The organism is Alienimonas sp. DA493, from assembly GCF_043951915.1.
Classification (GTDB): Bacteria; Planctomycetota; Planctomycetia; order Planctomycetales; family Planctomycetaceae; genus Alienimonas.
The window spans coordinates 16623-31181 of the sequence record NZ_JBINJD010000020.1; the positions used below are offsets into that span (position 1 = coordinate 16623).

The window sequence follows — 14559 nt, forward strand, 5'->3', positions numbered from 1 at the left end:
ACGATTCGGTAGGAACGACAACGGCGCCGTTCACGACGGCGGCGCCGGCAGTGTAGGAGAAGACGACCGAACTCGGGAAGCGGGGCTGAGCGGAACCTCCGTTCCCGCCTCAGCCGTCGGTCCGCAACCGTTCCGCGAACGCCTCTTCCAGTTCGTACGTCGCGGCGTCGGCCCGCCCGGCGATCAACTCCGCAGCGAACGCCAGCGGGAAGCCGGGCAGTTCGACGCTGCCGTCGACCGTTTCGTACCCGTCGTCCGTGAGGCGATGCACGACAATCGCGTCATCGGTCCAGACCCACACCTCCGGCACGCCGAGACCGGCGTAAATCGGCAGCTTCTCGACGCCGGAACTGGTCACGTCCACCTCCACGACGAGATCGGGCGGCAGGTCGCTGCCCGCCAGGTCGGGAACGTTACCGTCAAGGTTGAGTTCCGCAGCGGGCCGGCCGACGTGAAAGGCTTTATCCCCCTCCGCCCCGCCCACTGTCACCCTTCGCCAAGTCGTGCTGCCGACCGGGATGATGTTGAGTCGCCTCATCCGACCGAACGTCGCAATCAGATATCCCAGTAGCTCGGCGACGTTCTCGTGACGCTTGCCCGGCACGGCGATCCCCAATCGACGGGAGGACGCATCGTAAGTCAGCCGTAACCGTTCGTTGCAAGGGTCGTCCCGCATTTCGCAGTAGCTTCGCCACGAGACCCCGCCGAGCACGAGGGGCGGGGCGAGTCGTCGCGGGATTTCCCGCGACGCAGCGAGCGGGGCGGCAGTGGACATCGGCCAGCCTGACGGGGATCGACGCCCGTAGTCTACGACGGGCGGGGCGGGCTCGAAAGACCTGCCGGTCAGGCGGCTTTGCGGAGGGCGGGACGGGCCTGCTCCGGGGCGGTGCGGGGCAGGCGAACGCGGAATACGCTGCCGCAGCCCTCGCCGTCGCTATCGGCCTCGATCGTGCCGCCGTGATCGGTGACGATGCGGTGCGTCATCGACAGCCCCAGCCCGGTGCCGGTGCCGTCGCCGCGGCGGGTGAAGAAGGGCTCGAACAGGTGTTCGCGGACCTCCTCCGTCATGCCGCAGCCGGTGTCTTCCACGGAGACCTCCACGGCGTCGGCCCCCGGGCGAACCCGCACCGTGACGGAGCCCCCGTCCGGCGTCGCCTCCAGGGCGTTGAGGGTCAGGTTGAGCAACACCTGCTTGATCTCCGGCCCGTTGACGTTGGCGATCGAGCCGCCGGCCCGGTCCTCAGGACCGCCGGTGACGACGCAGCCGGCCGGGCCGGGATCGAACTCGACGCGGCGGTCGGCGTATTTGCTCATCGGGCGGACCATTTCCAGCACCTCCTCGGCGAGGGTGCGCACGTCGGTGGGCTCCCGCACGCCGCCGTTGCCCTTGGCGAAGGTCAGCAGCTTGCGGGTGATGCCGCTGCACCGCTCCGTCTCCCGGGCGATCATTTCGAGGTAGCGCTCGGCCAGGGCCCGCTCCTGCGGGGAGCAGCCGCTCAGCAGGGAGTCCGCCCGCTGCGTGAGGCTCTGGGCGGCCATGCCGATCGCCGACAGCGGGTTGTTGATCTCGTGGGCCAGCCCCGCCGACAGCGTCCCCACCCCGGCGAGCCGTTCGCTGCGAACCAGTTGGCGGGACTGCTCGTAGACGCGGCGGTCCAGTTCCTCGTTCATCTCGCTGAAGCGGTCGGCCATGTGGTTCACCGCCCCGACCAGTTCGCCGACCTCGTCGTTGTACCACTGCTTGACCCGGTGCCCGACGTCGCCGCCGGCGATCTGCCGGGCGCTGCGGTGCAGGTCCCGCAGCGGCACGCCCAGCCGCTGGTAGCCGTAGTAGACCAGCCACGCAGAGCCGAGCACCACCAGCCCCGTCAGCCCGACGACCCACCACAGCAGCCGCCGGTGGTGGCGATGGTGCTGGGAAAGGCTGCGGTGCAGGTTCGCCTGCGGGTCCGGGATGGCGTGCAGGTCGCTTTTGCTCTGAATCGCCAGCCGGAACAACTCCGCCCGGGCGGCGGAGGCCCGCTGCGGGTCGAACTCCCCCCCGGCCGGCGGAACCAAGGCCCGGGCGACGGCGGCCATTGCGTCGAACTTCTGGCGGATCATGCCCAGCTTCTGCCCGGCGACCACCCACTGCGCCCGCTGCGGACTGCCCAGCGGGGCGGCGTCGTAGTCGCGGATCATCGCGATGCGGGCCTGCTCCGCGGCGGCGAGCAGGCCGAGCACCTCCCGCTGGAGGGCCTCGGCGACCTCCCGGGTCGGCGGGCCCGCCTGCGGCAGCGTGTGGGCCTGCAGGTTGTCCACGGCCTGATCGAGGGCGGCCCGGTTCGGCAGGTTCGTCAGCCGGGAGTAGATCTCCTCGGTGGCCCGGTGGCTCTGGTTCAACGTGACCAGCGCCGCCCCGCTGAGCAGCACGAGCATCGCCGCCGCGAGGGCCACGCCGCCGTACAGTCGCAGCCGCAGGCTTCGAGCGAAAAACACGGGCGGCGCCTCCTGGCCGGTGAGGGGAAAGTCGCCCCCCGCCGACCGGCCCCCGACGGCCGACCGCGGGGGTCGCGGCAAACAGTACCACTGTCCGGCCGAACGACCTACCGGAAGTTTCGGGCGCGGGGCGTCCGGACGCCGATCGCTCGGCTCCGCCGCCCGCTCAAGGGCGTTTGGCGGCGTGGCTGGGAGCGAGGTCGGGCGGCGGCGGGGGCGGTTTGGGGCGGGGGTTCGCCGCGCGATCGAGCGGAGCGCGACGGGTCTGGATAAGTCCCTTCATCTGCACGTCGATCATTCGGCAGAGGTGCTGAAACGCCCCCCGCAGATCCGCCGACGCCGCGGCCGCGGCCGCCCGGGCCCGGTGCTTTTCCACCCGCTTGGGGTCGATCGGCCAGCGCTCCTCGGCGGCGCTCCGCTGGAGTTGCGAGGCGAGTTGCCCGGCCTCCGCCACGATCGCCCGATCCACTACCGCCGGGGCGCTGCGGTAGGCCCGCCAGACGGCGGTCTCGCTGCCGGCGGTGTGCAGCGGGCGCTCCCGCGGCCCGCGATACCACTTCTGCCAGATGCGGAACCCCGCCGCCGACAGCAGCGCCCCGCCCGCCCCGGTCACCAACGTGCCGGCGACGTAGTAGCCGAACAACAGCAGCGCCAACCCCGTGACCAGCACCGCCGCCAAGGCCCACGCCGCGGCCAGCAGCCAGGGGTTCATCGGGCGGGTCGGGTCGTGGGTCGGGGAGTGCTCCACCCCCGCGGGGATTTCGCCCACCTGGGCGACCACGACGGTCGTGTTGTCGGAGCCGCCCCGCAGGTTCGCCAGGTTCACCAACGTCTTGGCCGCCTCCTCCGGCGGCAGGGCGCCGGCGATCGCCCCGATTTCGTGGTCCTGCACGTGCCCCGTCAGCCCGTCGCTGCAGAGCACGTAGACGTCGCCCGGCAGGATCGCGAACGGCCCCTCAATATCCACCGCCACGTCCGGGCTCGGGCCGAGGGACCGGGTGATGACGTTCCGCGGCTCGTTGAGCATCACCGTCTGCGGGTCCATCCCCTGCCGGATCAGCTCCCACTGCAAACTGTGGTCGAACGTGAGCTGGTCGCACCGCTGCCCGCGGATGCGGTAACACCGGCTGTCGCCGACGTGGGCGATCGCGGCGCCCTCCGGCGTGAGGGCCAGCGCCGTGCAGGTCGTGCCCATGCGGGCGAAGTCCGGCGTGCTCTCCCCCTTGGCGTAGATCGCCGCGTTCGCCCGGACGACCGCGGCGGCGAGGCGGTCCGCGGGGTCCCCGCCGGTGGTGTCCCTCAGGTAGTCCTGCGGCACGACCTCCGCGGCGATGCCGCTGGCCAATTCGCCCACGGCGTGTCCGCCCATGCCGTCGGCCACCAGCAACAGATGGCCGTGATCTGCGAACGACTCCCGCGTACCGGCCAGGCGCACCGCGGAGGCGTCCTCATTGTTCTGACGCCGGAGCCCCACGTCCGTGCGAACGGCGTAGCGGAGCGGTTGCTCGAACAGCAAGAGGATCCCGACGGCACGGGGCGATGCGAAACGGAGGGGACGGAAACTCTAGGGTTTCCCCCCGGCGCTCGCCATCACAGGGTCCGCGGGGGAACCGCCTGCGGCGGGCCGTGAAGACGACGGCGGAACCGGTCTTTCGCTCCTTCCGGGCCGCGTCCTAGAACCCGCGGCGATGTCCGCCGCCCCGCCCCCCCGCCGTGTCGTCCGCCCCGCGGACCGCCGCCCGGCCGTCGCCCGTCGGGCCGCGATCGCGCGCCTGTGGGCGCTCGCCGCGGCGGCGACCCTGCTGGGCTCCGGCTGCAACTCCGTACACCGCCGGCTGACGATCGACAGCCAGCCCCGCGGCGCCCTGGTGATGGTCGACGGCGAACGGATCGGCTACACCCCGGCCTCCATCAGCTACGACTACTACGCCACCCGCCGCATCACGCTGGTGAAGGACGGGTTTGAAACCCAAAGCTTCCTGCAACCCGTCGCGGCCCCGTGGTGGCAGGTCCCGCCGGCGGACTTCGTCACCGACAACTTCCTGCCGCATCAGGTCGAGGATCGGCGGGTGATCTTCCGCAAACTGCTCCCGAAGGTGCAGGCCCCGACCGAGGACGTCCTGCTGCGGGCGGACGACCTGCGGAACCGCAGTCAGGTCGAGCAGTAACCCGGCGGCCGCTCAGGTCGCGTTCCGCTTCCCCTCGCCGCGGACCGTGGCGACGGCGTCGTGAGGGTGCAGGCTTTCGAGGTGCCGGACGGAGATCTCGTAGCTCCGCACGCCGGCCAGGCCGGCCAGTGCCGGGGCGAGGCGGCGGGCGGCGTCCTCGCAAAACATCGGGTTGGCGGCGTTGAGCCGGGCGAACTCCCGTTCGTCCGCCCGCTTGACCGCCCCCTGCGTCGCCGTACCGAGGGCCGCCTCGGAGGCCTCGATCAGGTCCTGCCAGCCGAAGCTCGCCGCGTCACCGTCGAGCGCGACCGTCACGTCGGCGACGCTCCGCTGACTGTGCGGGTGCCCGGCGATCGCCCCCGGCTTCGCCAGCCAGGCCCGCACGGCCTCCGCGGAGACCTCGCCGGTCTCGCCGAACGCCTCCCGGAAGGCTTCGTCCGTGAGGTCGCGGGAGAGGGCGGCGCTGCACGGGCAGGTGCTGGAGTATTCGATCCGCACCGACACGGAGAGCGTCAGGCCCGCCGGGGTGAGGGCGGCGCCGCAACGGACCGGATAGTGCCGCCAGCCGGACTCGCCGGAGACCAGCGACGGCTGCCGCACCGGCAGGGTGAGGGAGACGTCGCAGAACGCCCCCTCGCTGATGCCGGCGTGGGACTGCACCATCGACTGAACGAGTTCCGCCAGTCGGGCGGGGGCGAGGCCCTGCTCCAGCGCTTCCTGGGCCCGGAGGTAGAGCCGGGACATGTGAATGCCCCGGCTGTGGGGATCGTCCAGGCTCACCGTCAGGTCGCACAGCGCCGGCAGCAGGGCCGGGCGGCCGTCGACGGTGACCGCGGCGACGGCCTGGACGCCGTTCATCCCGACCCGGTCCAGCCGCCCGCGGACGCCGGGAGCGGTGGAGACCGCCACGTCCGGCAGCGCCCCGTCGGCCGGCCGGGCCGCGGTCCGCTCGGTCCGGCCCGCGGTCGCGGGGGCCGGCGCCGTGGGGAGCGGGGGCGCCGCGGTCGGGGGGGCGTCCGCACGACCGGCGGGCGGCGGAACGACGGCGGGGGACAGCATCGGCGGGACGGGCTGGCGGAACGGGACCACGATCCTATCCCGGCCGCCCCTTCTCTCCCACCGCCCCAGCGGGCGCTCCGCCGAACGGCGGGCAGTTCGCCGCCGTTCGTTCCGGTCGAACGCCCCCGCCGGTTTCCCCCACGACTTGCCCGAACGGTCGGGCGCTACCGGATCACCCGCCGGCGGCCGCCCTCAGCGGTCTGCAGCCGCACGGGGGTGAAGTCCTCGGCGGTGCGTTCGCGGTACAGCTTCAGGGCGTGCACGGCGTGGTACATCCCGCCGACGGCCTTCCCGCCCACTTCCGCGTGCCGGCCGGCGAGCAGGTCGTTCGCGACGCGGCCGACGCCGGCCCGCACCCAGGCGCTGTCCAGTTCGCTCTGCGGGAGGGCCATCATCAGGAACTCCAGCGTGTGCCCGCTGGAGCCGATGCGGGTCACCAGGTCCCGCTGGTGGGAGCGGCCCTGGAAGTATTTGTCGCTGAAGGACCCGTCCGGGTTCTGCAAGCTCCGGGCGAGGTTCGCGTACCGGCCGACCTTCTCGTGGGCCAGCAGCCAGCGGCCCCGCAGGCCGTGGCCCTCCTGCAAACGGGCGTTGCGGGCGCTGGCGAGGGCGTACAGCCCGTGGGTGCCGCCGCAGGCGTGCTTGTTCGGGTCGCTCTTCAGCTCTTCCTCGACGAGCCGCTCCATGCTCCAGCGTTCGCGGCGGGCGTTCGTCCACTGCGTGTCGCTGTCGAGGTAGACGCTGAACGCCCACAGCGTCCAGGTGACCTCTTCGTTGCGGTTCAGCCGCACCTCCCGCTGGGCCGTCTCGATCCAGTCCGCGATCGTGAACGGCCGGCCGGCGCCGTCGTGCAGCGTGAAGCTCTTCGGCAGATCGCTCATCGCCAGGAAGGCGAGGATCTGGTTGGGGTGTCCCTCGAAGTCGTACATCACCCCGCTGTACTCGTGCGCTTTCGGGCCGTGGGGGCCGCGCACGAACCACGGCTCGCCCTTGAAGCTCGGGCCGCTGGCGATCCAGTCCAGCGCCGAGACGCGGCGGCCGTCGACGATCAGCGTGTAGTCCTCCCGCAGGGCCATCAGGCCGTGGCCGATCTGCCACGGGGAGTTGCTGGCGGTCGTGCGGCTGGCGCCGGTCAGCAGGCGGGCGGAGGTGAGGGCGATCGCCTCTTCGCAGGCGACGGCCAGCGGGTCGAGCGGTTTGGCCGGGGGAAGCTCCTCCGGCAGGTCCAGCGCCCGCGGGTCGGCCGGCACCGCGGGACCGTCCAGCACGTCGGCGATGTGCTCCTCGTGCTCCTCAGTCCCCGCTTCCACCTCGCGTTCCACGCCGCGGGCGCGGGCCACTGGACCGCTCGGGTCCCCCACGACCATCACCCGCCCTTCGACGTCCCGCGCGTCCAGCCGGATACGGGCGGCGGCCGCGGACGGGACCGGCGCGAGCCGCCGCACGGGCATGCGGTCGGAATCCGCCAGCCGGGCGGGCTCCGCCGCCGGCAGGGCGCCGTCGAAGGCGTCCTCGGAGGGGGTCGGCGCGGAGGGGCCGGTACGGCCGGAGGGGCTGTTCAGGTAGGCGGCGCCGTCCTCCACCCCCGGCTTGGCGGAGGGGTGGCGCGGCGGCGTGAAGAAGCTGCCCAGCCGCTCCTCCACGACGGCCGGGTCGGCCGCGGGGCGACTGATGACGACCCGCACCGCCGGCCGCGGGGCGATCAGGGGAGTCCGCGGGGCATCGGTCGCCCACGCCGCCGCGCCGCCGAGGCCCAGACTCGCCGCCGCCAACCAGGCCGCCAGGGCGGAGCCCCGTCCGGCGGAACCGCGGCGCCCGGCGGAGAGTCGTGCGTCGGGCCGATCGGGATGGGGGCGGGAGGGAATCACGCTGAGTCCGTACGGTGGTGCGATGCGGTCCCGTCCGTGGGCCGATGTCGGGAAACCGTCCCCGACCCCTCGTATCGGCCGGCGCCCGGCCCGCTCTTGCCCCCGGTTGGGGAGCATCCTGACGCACCTGCCGGATTCACCGCGCCGAAGCGGTATAATCTCCTGTCCGAACCGATGCCTTCGCGCGCGACGGGCTTTTCCGCCGCGACGATCCCGCCATTTTGACGAAGAGGCGCCCGCGATGAAAAAGTGCCAACGCTGCGCCAAGCCCGCCGTGTTCCACGTCACCGAAATCGAGGACGGCGAGCCGAGCGAGGTGCACTTCTGCGAGGAGCACTTCCACGCCTACATGAAGGCCGAGGAGGAGGCCCCGGCCGACCTGCCCGCGGACCTCGCCGCCGACACCCTCAAGGCGGTCCAGGCGATGCAGGAGATATCCGAGGCCGCGGCGGTCAAGAAGGGGGCGGGCAAACGCTGCCCGCACTGCGGCATCAGCTTCCACGAATTCCGCGAGAAGGGCCGCTTCGGCTGCCCCGGCGACTACGACGCCTTCCGCGAGCAACTCGTCCCGCTGGTCGAGAATATCCACGACGCGACCCGGCACGTCGGCAAAACCCCCGCCGGCGCCGCCGGCGGCGAGAAGAGCCGCCAGTTCCAGCTCATCCGCCTACGGAAGGAACTGGCCGAGGCCGTCGCCGCCGAGGACTACGAGCGGGCCGCCAGCCTGCGGGACGAAATCAGCGGTTTGGGCGGCGTCGAGGCCGAGTAGCCTCCGCCGCGCAAGCGAGCGGGGGGCGTAAGCCCCCCGCAACGAACGGTTCGTCGATGCTTAGGGGGCCGACGCCCCCCGCTCGTCGCGGATCTACTCTTCCGGGACGTAGGGCATCAGGCCGATGAACCGGGCCCGCAGCACGGCTTCGCGGACGGCCCGCTGGTACAGGGCGCAGGTGCCGGTCCGGCGACGCGGCATGATCCGGCCTTCCCGGTCCACCAGGGTCTTCAGCAGCTTGACGTCCTTGTAGTCCACGTACACCGGACGCGGCACCTCGCCGCCGCCGGTGAAGCGGCACTTCATCGGCTTTTTGACGCGAGCCCGCTTCTTACGGAGCTTGCGAAGGTTCAGGCGGTTGCTGCGAGCCATCGGCGGGGGCGTCGTACAGGGACGCGACGACGGGGGGATACGGACGGTGAACGGGGGAAGATCGTGGATCGTATCGCCCCGCGTCCGTTTCGTCACCCCACCCGCTCGATCCGCGTCTGCGGTTCGCCGCCGGTGACTCGGATGGCGCCGTCCGACTCGATCAGCACGTCGATCTCGCTGCGGACGCCCACCTCGCCGTCCACGTACACCCCCGGTTCGATCGTGAAGCAGGTGTTCGGCAGAAACAGCCGTTCGTCCCGCGTCTCCAGGTCGTCCAGGTGCGTGCCCTCCCCGTGGGTCGTGTCCACGCCCATGCTGTGCCCGGTGCGATGCACGAACGCGGCCCCGAATCCGGCCGCATCGATGACGTCCCGGGCGACGCGGTCCCCTTCCCACCCGCGGACCGGCTCCCCGGCGGCGAAGCGGTTCCGGATGAGGTTCAACGCGGCGTCCCGGGCCCGCGCGACGACGGCGAACGCCTCCGCCTCCCGCGGGGAGGCGTCCCGGCCGAAGGTGAAACAGCGGGTGACGTCCGCGTAGGGGGCCGACGGCCGGTCCACCTTGCACCACATGTCGAGCAGCAGGAAATCGCCGCGACGGAGGGCGGTGTCGTCACCGGCCCCCGTGTCATAATGGCAGTCCGCCCCGTGCACGCCGCGGGCGACGATCGGCGGGGAGTAGGACATGCACCCCTTTCGCTGGAAGAAGGCCAGCAGCCGGTCGCGGACCTCGCCTTCCTCGATCGTGCCGCCGCCGGCGGTCGCCTCGTGGATCAGCGTCTTGGCGAAGGCGAAGGCGTCCTCGACCACCTCCGCCGCCCGCAGGTGGTCGGCCCGCTGGGATTCCGTCAGCGTCGAGAGGAACCGGCCGATCAGGTCCCCGCTGCTGACGACCGCCGTCCCGCAGTTCCGCACCAGGTCGACCGTGCCGGCGTCCACCGTGGAGACGTACGGATTGCCGGCGTTCGGGACGTATTCCATCGCGACCCGCCCCGCGTCGGCCAGCACAGTTTCCAAGCCTGCCCGCAACTCCTGCCGGGAGAGATAGACGTGCTTCTCGCCGGGCAGGTGGTCGAGGCTGCCGCGCTCGATGCGGTGCACCAGTTTCCGCGGTTCGCCCTCGGCGGGAATGAAATAGAACAGCCGACGACTCTGCGACGGCCGTTCGTCCAATCCCAGCAGGCGGTGGGCCAGCGGGTTCGAGCCCCGGAAGTCGTACAGCAACCAGCCGTCGAGTCCCGCGGCGGTCAGTTCCTCACGAACGGCGGCGGGGTCGAGCATCGGGCGAACGGCGGCGGTTTGGGCGGGGGGAACCGCCGCAGTCTACCGGCCGGCGATCCGCTTCGCCCGGCGGACCAGATCGGCGTCGATCGCGGCCGTCTCGCTCAGCCAGCCGCGGCAGAGTCGACCGTACGAACCGGCGTCCGGGTCGGCGGCGCAGTTCAGGGCGAAGCGGGCGGCGGCGATCTGCAATGACCGGCGCCGCAGCGCGTCCGGGTCGCGGGAGTCGGCCGCGGCGGACAGCGCCGCCGGGGCGTGAGACCACGCCCGCCAGGCGGCGAGTTGATCGACCGCGGCCTCCGCGGCGGCGTCGCTTTTGAGCAGGGCCGCGGCGAATCGGTCGAGGCGGTCGGCTTCCAGCCCGAAGCCGCGGTCCCGCCGGGCGACGTCGGCGGCGTTCAGCGCCGACAGCGTGAACCCCAACGGGCAGCGGGGTCGGACGCAGAGGCTTTCCAGCCAGGTCACCGCCGGCTCCCCGCCGCAGAGCAGCAGGCCGGTCACGCAGCCGGCCGCGGCGTCGCCCCGCTTGGCCCGGTCAAGAATCGCTTTCGAAAGAACCGCGGGCCCGGCGTCGGGGTCGGCCAGCCCGAACAGCAGTCCGCAGGCGTCCGCGGCGTCCGGGTCGGTCGCCGGGTCGTCCAGCAATTGCCGGAGCCGGGCCGCGGGCAGGTCGGCGGCATGCCGCCGCAGCGTCGCGAGGTCCAGCCGCACCAACCCGGCGAGGCAGGCGTCCCGGGTCGCGGGATCGTGCAACCCGGCGCCAAGTTCCGCGACCGTCGTGCGGTCGGCGGGGGGCCGGGGGAGGGTGAACTCGAACGCCTCCGCGTGGGCCGGCAGGGCCGGGGGCAGGCGGTTCGCCTCCAGCCGGGGGCGGAGGGCGGCCCGCTCCTGACCGGCGGCGGACTCCGCGCCGCAGACGGTCAACAGGAGGGCGGCGGCGAAGCAGTGGGCGACGTGGGGCACCGGCCGGTCCTTCGGCTGCGAGGAGTCGCCGCACCCTAGGGGTTCGCCCCGGTTCGGGAAACCGCGGTTCGGTCGCCCGGCGGCCACGGCGGTCACAACACTTCCAAGGTGGGCGTTCTCGCCTTCTCCAGCGCCCCGCGGGCCAGTTCGAGCGCCGCCTTGCCAGCGGCGGTGCGGAGGGCGTCCGCCACCGCCCCGCCCTCCGACAGCACCGAGGCGAACGTGCCGGCGTCGCCCAATTCCCGCACGGCACCGTCGGCGGGGATTTCGCCGAGCGTCGGCACGCCCAGCGATTCCGCCTCGGCCTTGGCCCCGCCGCGGCCGAACAGGTCGCCGGACATGTTTTCGACCATCCCCAGCACCGGGATCTCCAGCTGGCGGTACATCGAGACCGCCTTCACCGCGTCCAGCAGGGCGACCTTCTGCGGCGTGCAGACGACCACCGCCCCGCCCAGCGCCGCATTCTGGGCGAGGGTCAGGGCGACGTCCCCGGTGCCGGGCGGCAGGTCGATCACCAGATAATCCAGCTCGCCCCACTCCGCCTGCTGGAGGAAGGAGAGGACGTATTTCTGCGTCATCGGTCCCCGCAGCACCGCAGCGGCCCGCTCCGGCATCACGAACGCGGCGCTGAGCAGCCCCAGCGAACCGCCCCCCGGCAGCGAGACCGGCACCGGGAGCAGCCGCGGCACCGTCTTGCCGTCCGGCCCGGTGCGTTCCGTCATCTCCGGCGGGCCGTGCTTGGAGACGCCGAACAGGTGCGGCAGCGAGGGGCCGTGGATGTCGGCGTCGACCACGCCGACCTTCGCCCCGGCCTCGGCGAAGGCGATCGCCAGGCCGGCGGCGACGGTCGACTTGCCCACCCCGCCCTTGCCGCTGCCGACCGCGACGATGTTCTTCGCCGTCAGCCCCAGCCGTCCACCGGCGTTCTTGCCGATCACCCGCGGCTGCCAGTCCACCGACACCGTCCCGCCGCCGAGGGCCGCGGCGACCTTCTCCTCGAGTTGCTCCCGGAGCGGGTGCAGCACGCAGGGCGGGTGCAGGACGACGTTCGCCCCGTCCCCGGCGGCCTCGACGGAACCGACGGCGTTCAGTTCCCCCAGCGATTTCCCGAAGGCGGGGTCGACGACGGCACGGACGGCGGCGGCGGGATCGGACGGCAGGGGCATGGACGCGGGAGGGAGGAAGACGCGGCGAAGCGGGAATCCTACGAAGCACGGCCCATTTCGACACCGGGGCGGCCCCGGTGACGGCCGATGTCAGGAAGCCCAAGATGCCTCGTCATCCTTCCCGCCCCAGCTCACCGCCACCGCGCCCGATGCCTACCCTCACCGTCAAAGACGCCGGTTCCTTCGAGGTCCCCGCCGACAAGCGGCTCGTCAAAGCCCTCACCGAGGACGCCGGCACGGACCAGCTCCACGCCTGCGGCGGCGTGGCGAAGTGCACCACCTGCCGGGTGAAGATCACCGACGGCCTGCCGGAGAAGATGACCGCCGCCGAGAAGGCGGTCCGCGAGGCCAAGGGCCTGGACGACCCGCAGATCCGCCTCTCCTGCCAACTGCTGTGCGACCGCGACATGACGGTCGAGTTGATCAGCCGTTTCGAAGGCAGCGGCCGCAAAGACGCCGGCAGCCCGGTGGCGGAGGAGATTCAGCCGAAGGCGGAATGGGTGAGTGCGGAATGACCAAGGAACAAGACACAAGGGACAAAAACGACGTCCTAGCTGCCGTGTTTGCGCAGAATGGCGGTGAAGATGCGGACGAGTTGTAGCGCTTCGTCGTTCAGACGATCCCGTTCCTCAGACACTGTCGCGTCGCCCCGCGCGTCCAGCAGGCGGAGCCAGAGGCCGCTTTCTTTCGCCTCTTTCCGACTGATCTTGATGCGGAACCGGAAGTCCTTCGGACCGAGAGCGTCGTTCGCCTCGAAATAGTTCGCGGCGACCGAGCCTGACGAACGGAGCAACTGCCGCCCGTCCACCAAATTGGCGACCGTCCGCGGCAGACGACGAACCAACGCCCGCACCTCCCGGGCGAAGCGCTCCGTCCGTTCTTCCAGATCGAACCGCGGCCCGTCGTCTTTGTCTCTTGTGTCTTGTCCCTTGGACATTTCTCGCCCCTCACATATTCGTCTTCGTATCCCCCGCCCCCCCCACCGCCCGGGCCAGCGCCGCGTTGATCTCGCGGTCGTGTTGGTGATTCCGGGCGTAGATGCGGAAGATCGCGAACGCCAGCGGGAGCGACCGGAACAGCTCGTCGTCGTGCAGTTCCGTGGGGCCGCCGGCGGCGGGGTCGAGCAGCCAGTTCAGGCCGGCGACCGGCAGGTCGGCGCTGGGGCGGTGGTAGTGGCGGGCGCTGTCGACCGCGAGTTCGATGTCCCGGATCTCCTTCGGCAGGTGCCGGCGGACGCGGGCTTCGATCAGCTCCGGCTCGGAATAGATCGTCGTCCGCTCCGCGACCCCGCTGTGAAACGAGATCGTCCGCTCCGCCGCCATCTTCCACCCGAACCGGCGGGCGAGAATCGCGTCCCACTTCTCGCCTAACGCCTTGTCCGTCGGATCGTCCGACAGCGACAGCCGGGAGACGTCGACGAGAAAACTCTGTTCCGTGAGCCGGCGGTAGGCGTCGAGGTGCTCCAGCGGGTCGCCGGGGAACAGCCGGGACATCGTCTCCGCGAACAGTTCCTCCAGCGCCAGGTCGAAGGCCCGCACGGTGCGGTGGAAGTAGACGGTGCGAAAGAGGTTCGCCCGGGTCTCGATGAAGTTGATCAGCGCCGGCAGGCCGCGGGCGTGGATCGTCAGGCCGGCGGGGGTGAAGAAGCTGTAGTGCGTCAGCCGGGAGAGGTCGAACGCCCGGGTGTTGTAGCCGCTCATGTAGGCGTCCCGGAGGACGAAATCCATGTTGTCGACCGTGTAGATCCCGCTGAACAGGCTCCGCAGCTTGCGGAGCCAGTCCGGCTGATCGTCCGGCTCGCCGGCCCGCGGGCGTTGGATCAGATACGCGACCTGCCGGGGTTCGACCTCTTCCAGCGGGCCGATCACGCCGGTCGGGTTGCGGCGGACGCCGCGGATCAGGTCGCCCAGTTCGTGCTCGATGATCTGGGCGCCGAGGCGTTCGTGCGTCAGGCCGAACTGCTCGAGGTAGTGGTCGTCGAAGAAGTGCCCGAACGGCCCGTGCCCCACGTCGTGCAGCAGCGCCGCCAACCGGCAGAGCGTGACCACCAGCGGCTTGCTGGGGGTGTTCGGGCAGGAGGAGGCGAGGCTGTCGTACCACTCGTCGCTGACCCGCCCCGCGAGGTGCATCGCCCCGAGGACGTGCTGGAACCGCATGTGCTCCGCGCTGGGAAAGACGTACCAGGCGGTTTGCAGTTGGTGGATCGCCCGCAGCCGCTGGACCCAGGGGTGGTCGATGATCTGGGCCTCGCCCACCTCCCCCGCCGGCAGCCCGGCGCCGCTGGTGAAGGGGATGTAGCCGTGGATCGGGTCGTGGGAGAGGCTTTCGTGGGTGTAGTCGCGGGGCATGGGAACGGTCGGGGCGGGCGGAGCGGCGATGATCTTCGAAGCCGATCGTATCGCCCGGGGCCCGCTCCGCGCGAGCCGGTCCGTCCCG

The 14559-nt window shown here is 71.7% G+C and carries 14 protein-coding genes; 3 read left to right on the top strand and 11 right to left on the bottom strand.

The window, feature by feature from the left end; translation table 11 throughout:
* Nucleotides 1–109: 109 nt before the first annotated feature.
* The 3 genes from ACG2DA_RS05055 to ACG2DA_RS05065 all read right to left on the bottom strand — a co-directional run bounded on the left by ACG2DA_RS05055 (nucleotide 110) and on the right by ACG2DA_RS05065 (nucleotide 3994).
* Entirely contained in the window at nucleotides 110–775 is a 666-nt protein-coding gene (locus tag ACG2DA_RS05055; protein ID WP_395254386.1) for a Uma2 family endonuclease, read from the bottom strand.
* Between the two features lie 68 nt (nucleotides 776–843).
* Nucleotides 844–2478: an ATP-binding protein gene (locus tag ACG2DA_RS05060; RefSeq protein WP_395254387.1), complete on the bottom strand. Its 1635-nt coding sequence runs from the start codon at nucleotides 2476–2478 to the stop codon at nucleotides 844–846.
* Nucleotides 2479–2644: 166 nt separating this feature from the next.
* Entirely contained in the window at nucleotides 2645–3994 is a 1350-nt protein-coding gene (locus tag ACG2DA_RS05065; RefSeq protein WP_395254388.1) for a PP2C family protein-serine/threonine phosphatase, read from the bottom strand.
* A 172-nt stretch (nucleotides 3995–4166) separates the two neighbouring features.
* On the opposite strand from ACG2DA_RS05065, the gene ACG2DA_RS05070 reads away from it, so the two are divergent.
* Nucleotides 4167–4646 (top strand): PEGA domain-containing protein, encoded by a 480-nt coding sequence (locus tag ACG2DA_RS05070; protein ID WP_395254389.1) that lies wholly within the window; start codon nucleotides 4167–4169, stop codon nucleotides 4644–4646.
* 12 nt (nucleotides 4647–4658) lie between these two features.
* On the opposite strand, the gene folE2 is transcribed toward ACG2DA_RS05070, so the two are convergent.
* A complete protein-coding gene (gene folE2, locus ACG2DA_RS05075; RefSeq protein WP_395254390.1) occupies nucleotides 4659–5705 on the bottom strand; it encodes a GTP cyclohydrolase FolE2 in 1047 nt (348 codons plus the stop codon).
* Nucleotides 5706–5869: 164 nt separating this feature from the next.
* Nucleotides 5870–7573, bottom strand: coding sequence for a hypothetical protein (locus tag ACG2DA_RS05080; RefSeq protein ID WP_395254391.1), 1704 nt, complete (start codon nucleotides 7571–7573; stop codon nucleotides 5870–5872).
* 241 nt (nucleotides 7574–7814) lie between these two features.
* Between ACG2DA_RS05080 and ACG2DA_RS05085 the strand changes: the two genes are divergently transcribed.
* Nucleotides 7815–8342 carry a UvrB/UvrC motif-containing protein gene (locus tag ACG2DA_RS05085; RefSeq protein ID WP_395254392.1) on the top strand — a complete coding sequence of 176 codons (528 nt, stop codon included), beginning with the start codon at nucleotides 7815–7817 and terminating at the stop codon, nucleotides 8340–8342.
* Between the two features lie 93 nt (nucleotides 8343–8435).
* Here the strand turns inward: ACG2DA_RS05085 and rpsR are convergent, their stop codons facing one another.
* From rpsR to ACG2DA_RS05105, 4 genes are all read right to left on the bottom strand, one after another.
* On the bottom strand, nucleotides 8436–8714 hold the full coding sequence (rpsR, locus tag ACG2DA_RS05090; protein ID WP_145359939.1) for a 30S ribosomal protein S18: 279 nt from the start codon (nucleotides 8712–8714) through the stop codon (nucleotides 8436–8438).
* A 92-nt stretch (nucleotides 8715–8806) separates the two neighbouring features.
* The gene (locus ACG2DA_RS05095; RefSeq protein ID WP_395254393.1) at nucleotides 8807–9994 is read right to left on the bottom strand and encodes a M24 family metallopeptidase; all 1188 of its coding nucleotides are present in this window, start codon (nucleotides 9992–9994) and stop codon (nucleotides 8807–8809) included.
* Nucleotides 9995–10036: 42 nt separating this feature from the next.
* A complete protein-coding gene (locus ACG2DA_RS05100) occupies nucleotides 10037–10957 on the bottom strand; it encodes a hypothetical protein (protein WP_395254394.1) in 921 nt (306 codons plus the stop codon).
* A 92-nt stretch (nucleotides 10958–11049) separates the two neighbouring features.
* The gene (locus tag ACG2DA_RS05105) at nucleotides 11050–12123 is read right to left on the bottom strand and encodes a P-loop NTPase (protein ID WP_395254395.1); all 1074 of its coding nucleotides are present in this window, start codon (nucleotides 12121–12123) and stop codon (nucleotides 11050–11052) included.
* A gap of 149 nt (nucleotides 12124–12272) precedes the next feature.
* On the opposite strand from ACG2DA_RS05105, the gene ACG2DA_RS05110 reads away from it, so the two are divergent.
* A complete protein-coding gene (locus ACG2DA_RS05110; RefSeq protein WP_395254396.1) occupies nucleotides 12273–12638 on the top strand; it encodes a 2Fe-2S iron-sulfur cluster-binding protein in 366 nt (121 codons plus the stop codon).
* A gap of 35 nt (nucleotides 12639–12673) precedes the next feature.
* Here ACG2DA_RS05110 and ACG2DA_RS05115 read toward each other — a convergent pair whose 3' ends face one another.
* Nucleotides 12674–13060 (bottom strand): four helix bundle protein, encoded by a 387-nt coding sequence (locus ACG2DA_RS05115; protein WP_395254397.1) that lies wholly within the window; start codon nucleotides 13058–13060, stop codon nucleotides 12674–12676.
* Nucleotides 13061–13070: 10 nt separating this feature from the next.
* Entirely contained in the window at nucleotides 13071–14471 is a 1401-nt protein-coding gene (locus ACG2DA_RS05120; RefSeq protein WP_395254398.1) for an HD domain-containing protein, read from the bottom strand.
* Nucleotides 14472–14559 lie beyond the last annotated feature (88 nt).

Excerpts from the sequence above, each read along its gene's own strand:
- folE2 (WP_395254390.1), bottom strand. The coding sequence starts at position 5,705 with ATGCTGTCCCCCGCCGTCGTTCCGCCGCCCGCCGGTCGTGCGGACGCC.
- ACG2DA_RS05070 (WP_395254389.1), top strand. The coding sequence starts at position 4,167 with ATGTCCGCCGCCCCGCCCCCCCGCCGTGTCGTCCGCCCCGCGGACCGC.
- ACG2DA_RS05105 (WP_395254395.1), bottom strand. The coding sequence starts at position 12,123 with ATGCCCCTGCCGTCCGATCCCGCCGCCGCCGTCCGTGCCGTCGTCGAC.
- ACG2DA_RS05120 (WP_395254398.1), bottom strand. The coding sequence starts at position 14,471 with ATGCCCCGCGACTACACCCACGAAAGCCTCTCCCACGACCCGATCCAC.
- rpsR (WP_145359939.1), bottom strand. The coding sequence starts at position 8,714 with ATGGCTCGCAGCAACCGCCTGAACCTTCGCAAGCTCCGTAAGAAGCGG.
- ACG2DA_RS05055 (WP_395254386.1), bottom strand. The coding sequence starts at position 775 with ATGTCCACTGCCGCCCCGCTCGCTGCGTCGCGGGAAATCCCGCGACGA.
- ACG2DA_RS05085 (WP_395254392.1), top strand. The coding sequence starts at position 7,815 with ATGAAAAAGTGCCAACGCTGCGCCAAGCCCGCCGTGTTCCACGTCACC.
- ACG2DA_RS05115 (WP_395254397.1), bottom strand. The coding sequence starts at position 13,060 with ATGTCCAAGGGACAAGACACAAGAGACAAAGACGACGGGCCGCGGTTC.
- ACG2DA_RS05095 (WP_395254393.1), bottom strand. The coding sequence starts at position 9,994 with ATGCTCGACCCCGCCGCCGTTCGTGAGGAACTGACCGCCGCGGGACTC.
- ACG2DA_RS05110 (WP_395254396.1), top strand. The coding sequence starts at position 12,273 with ATGCCTACCCTCACCGTCAAAGACGCCGGTTCCTTCGAGGTCCCCGCC.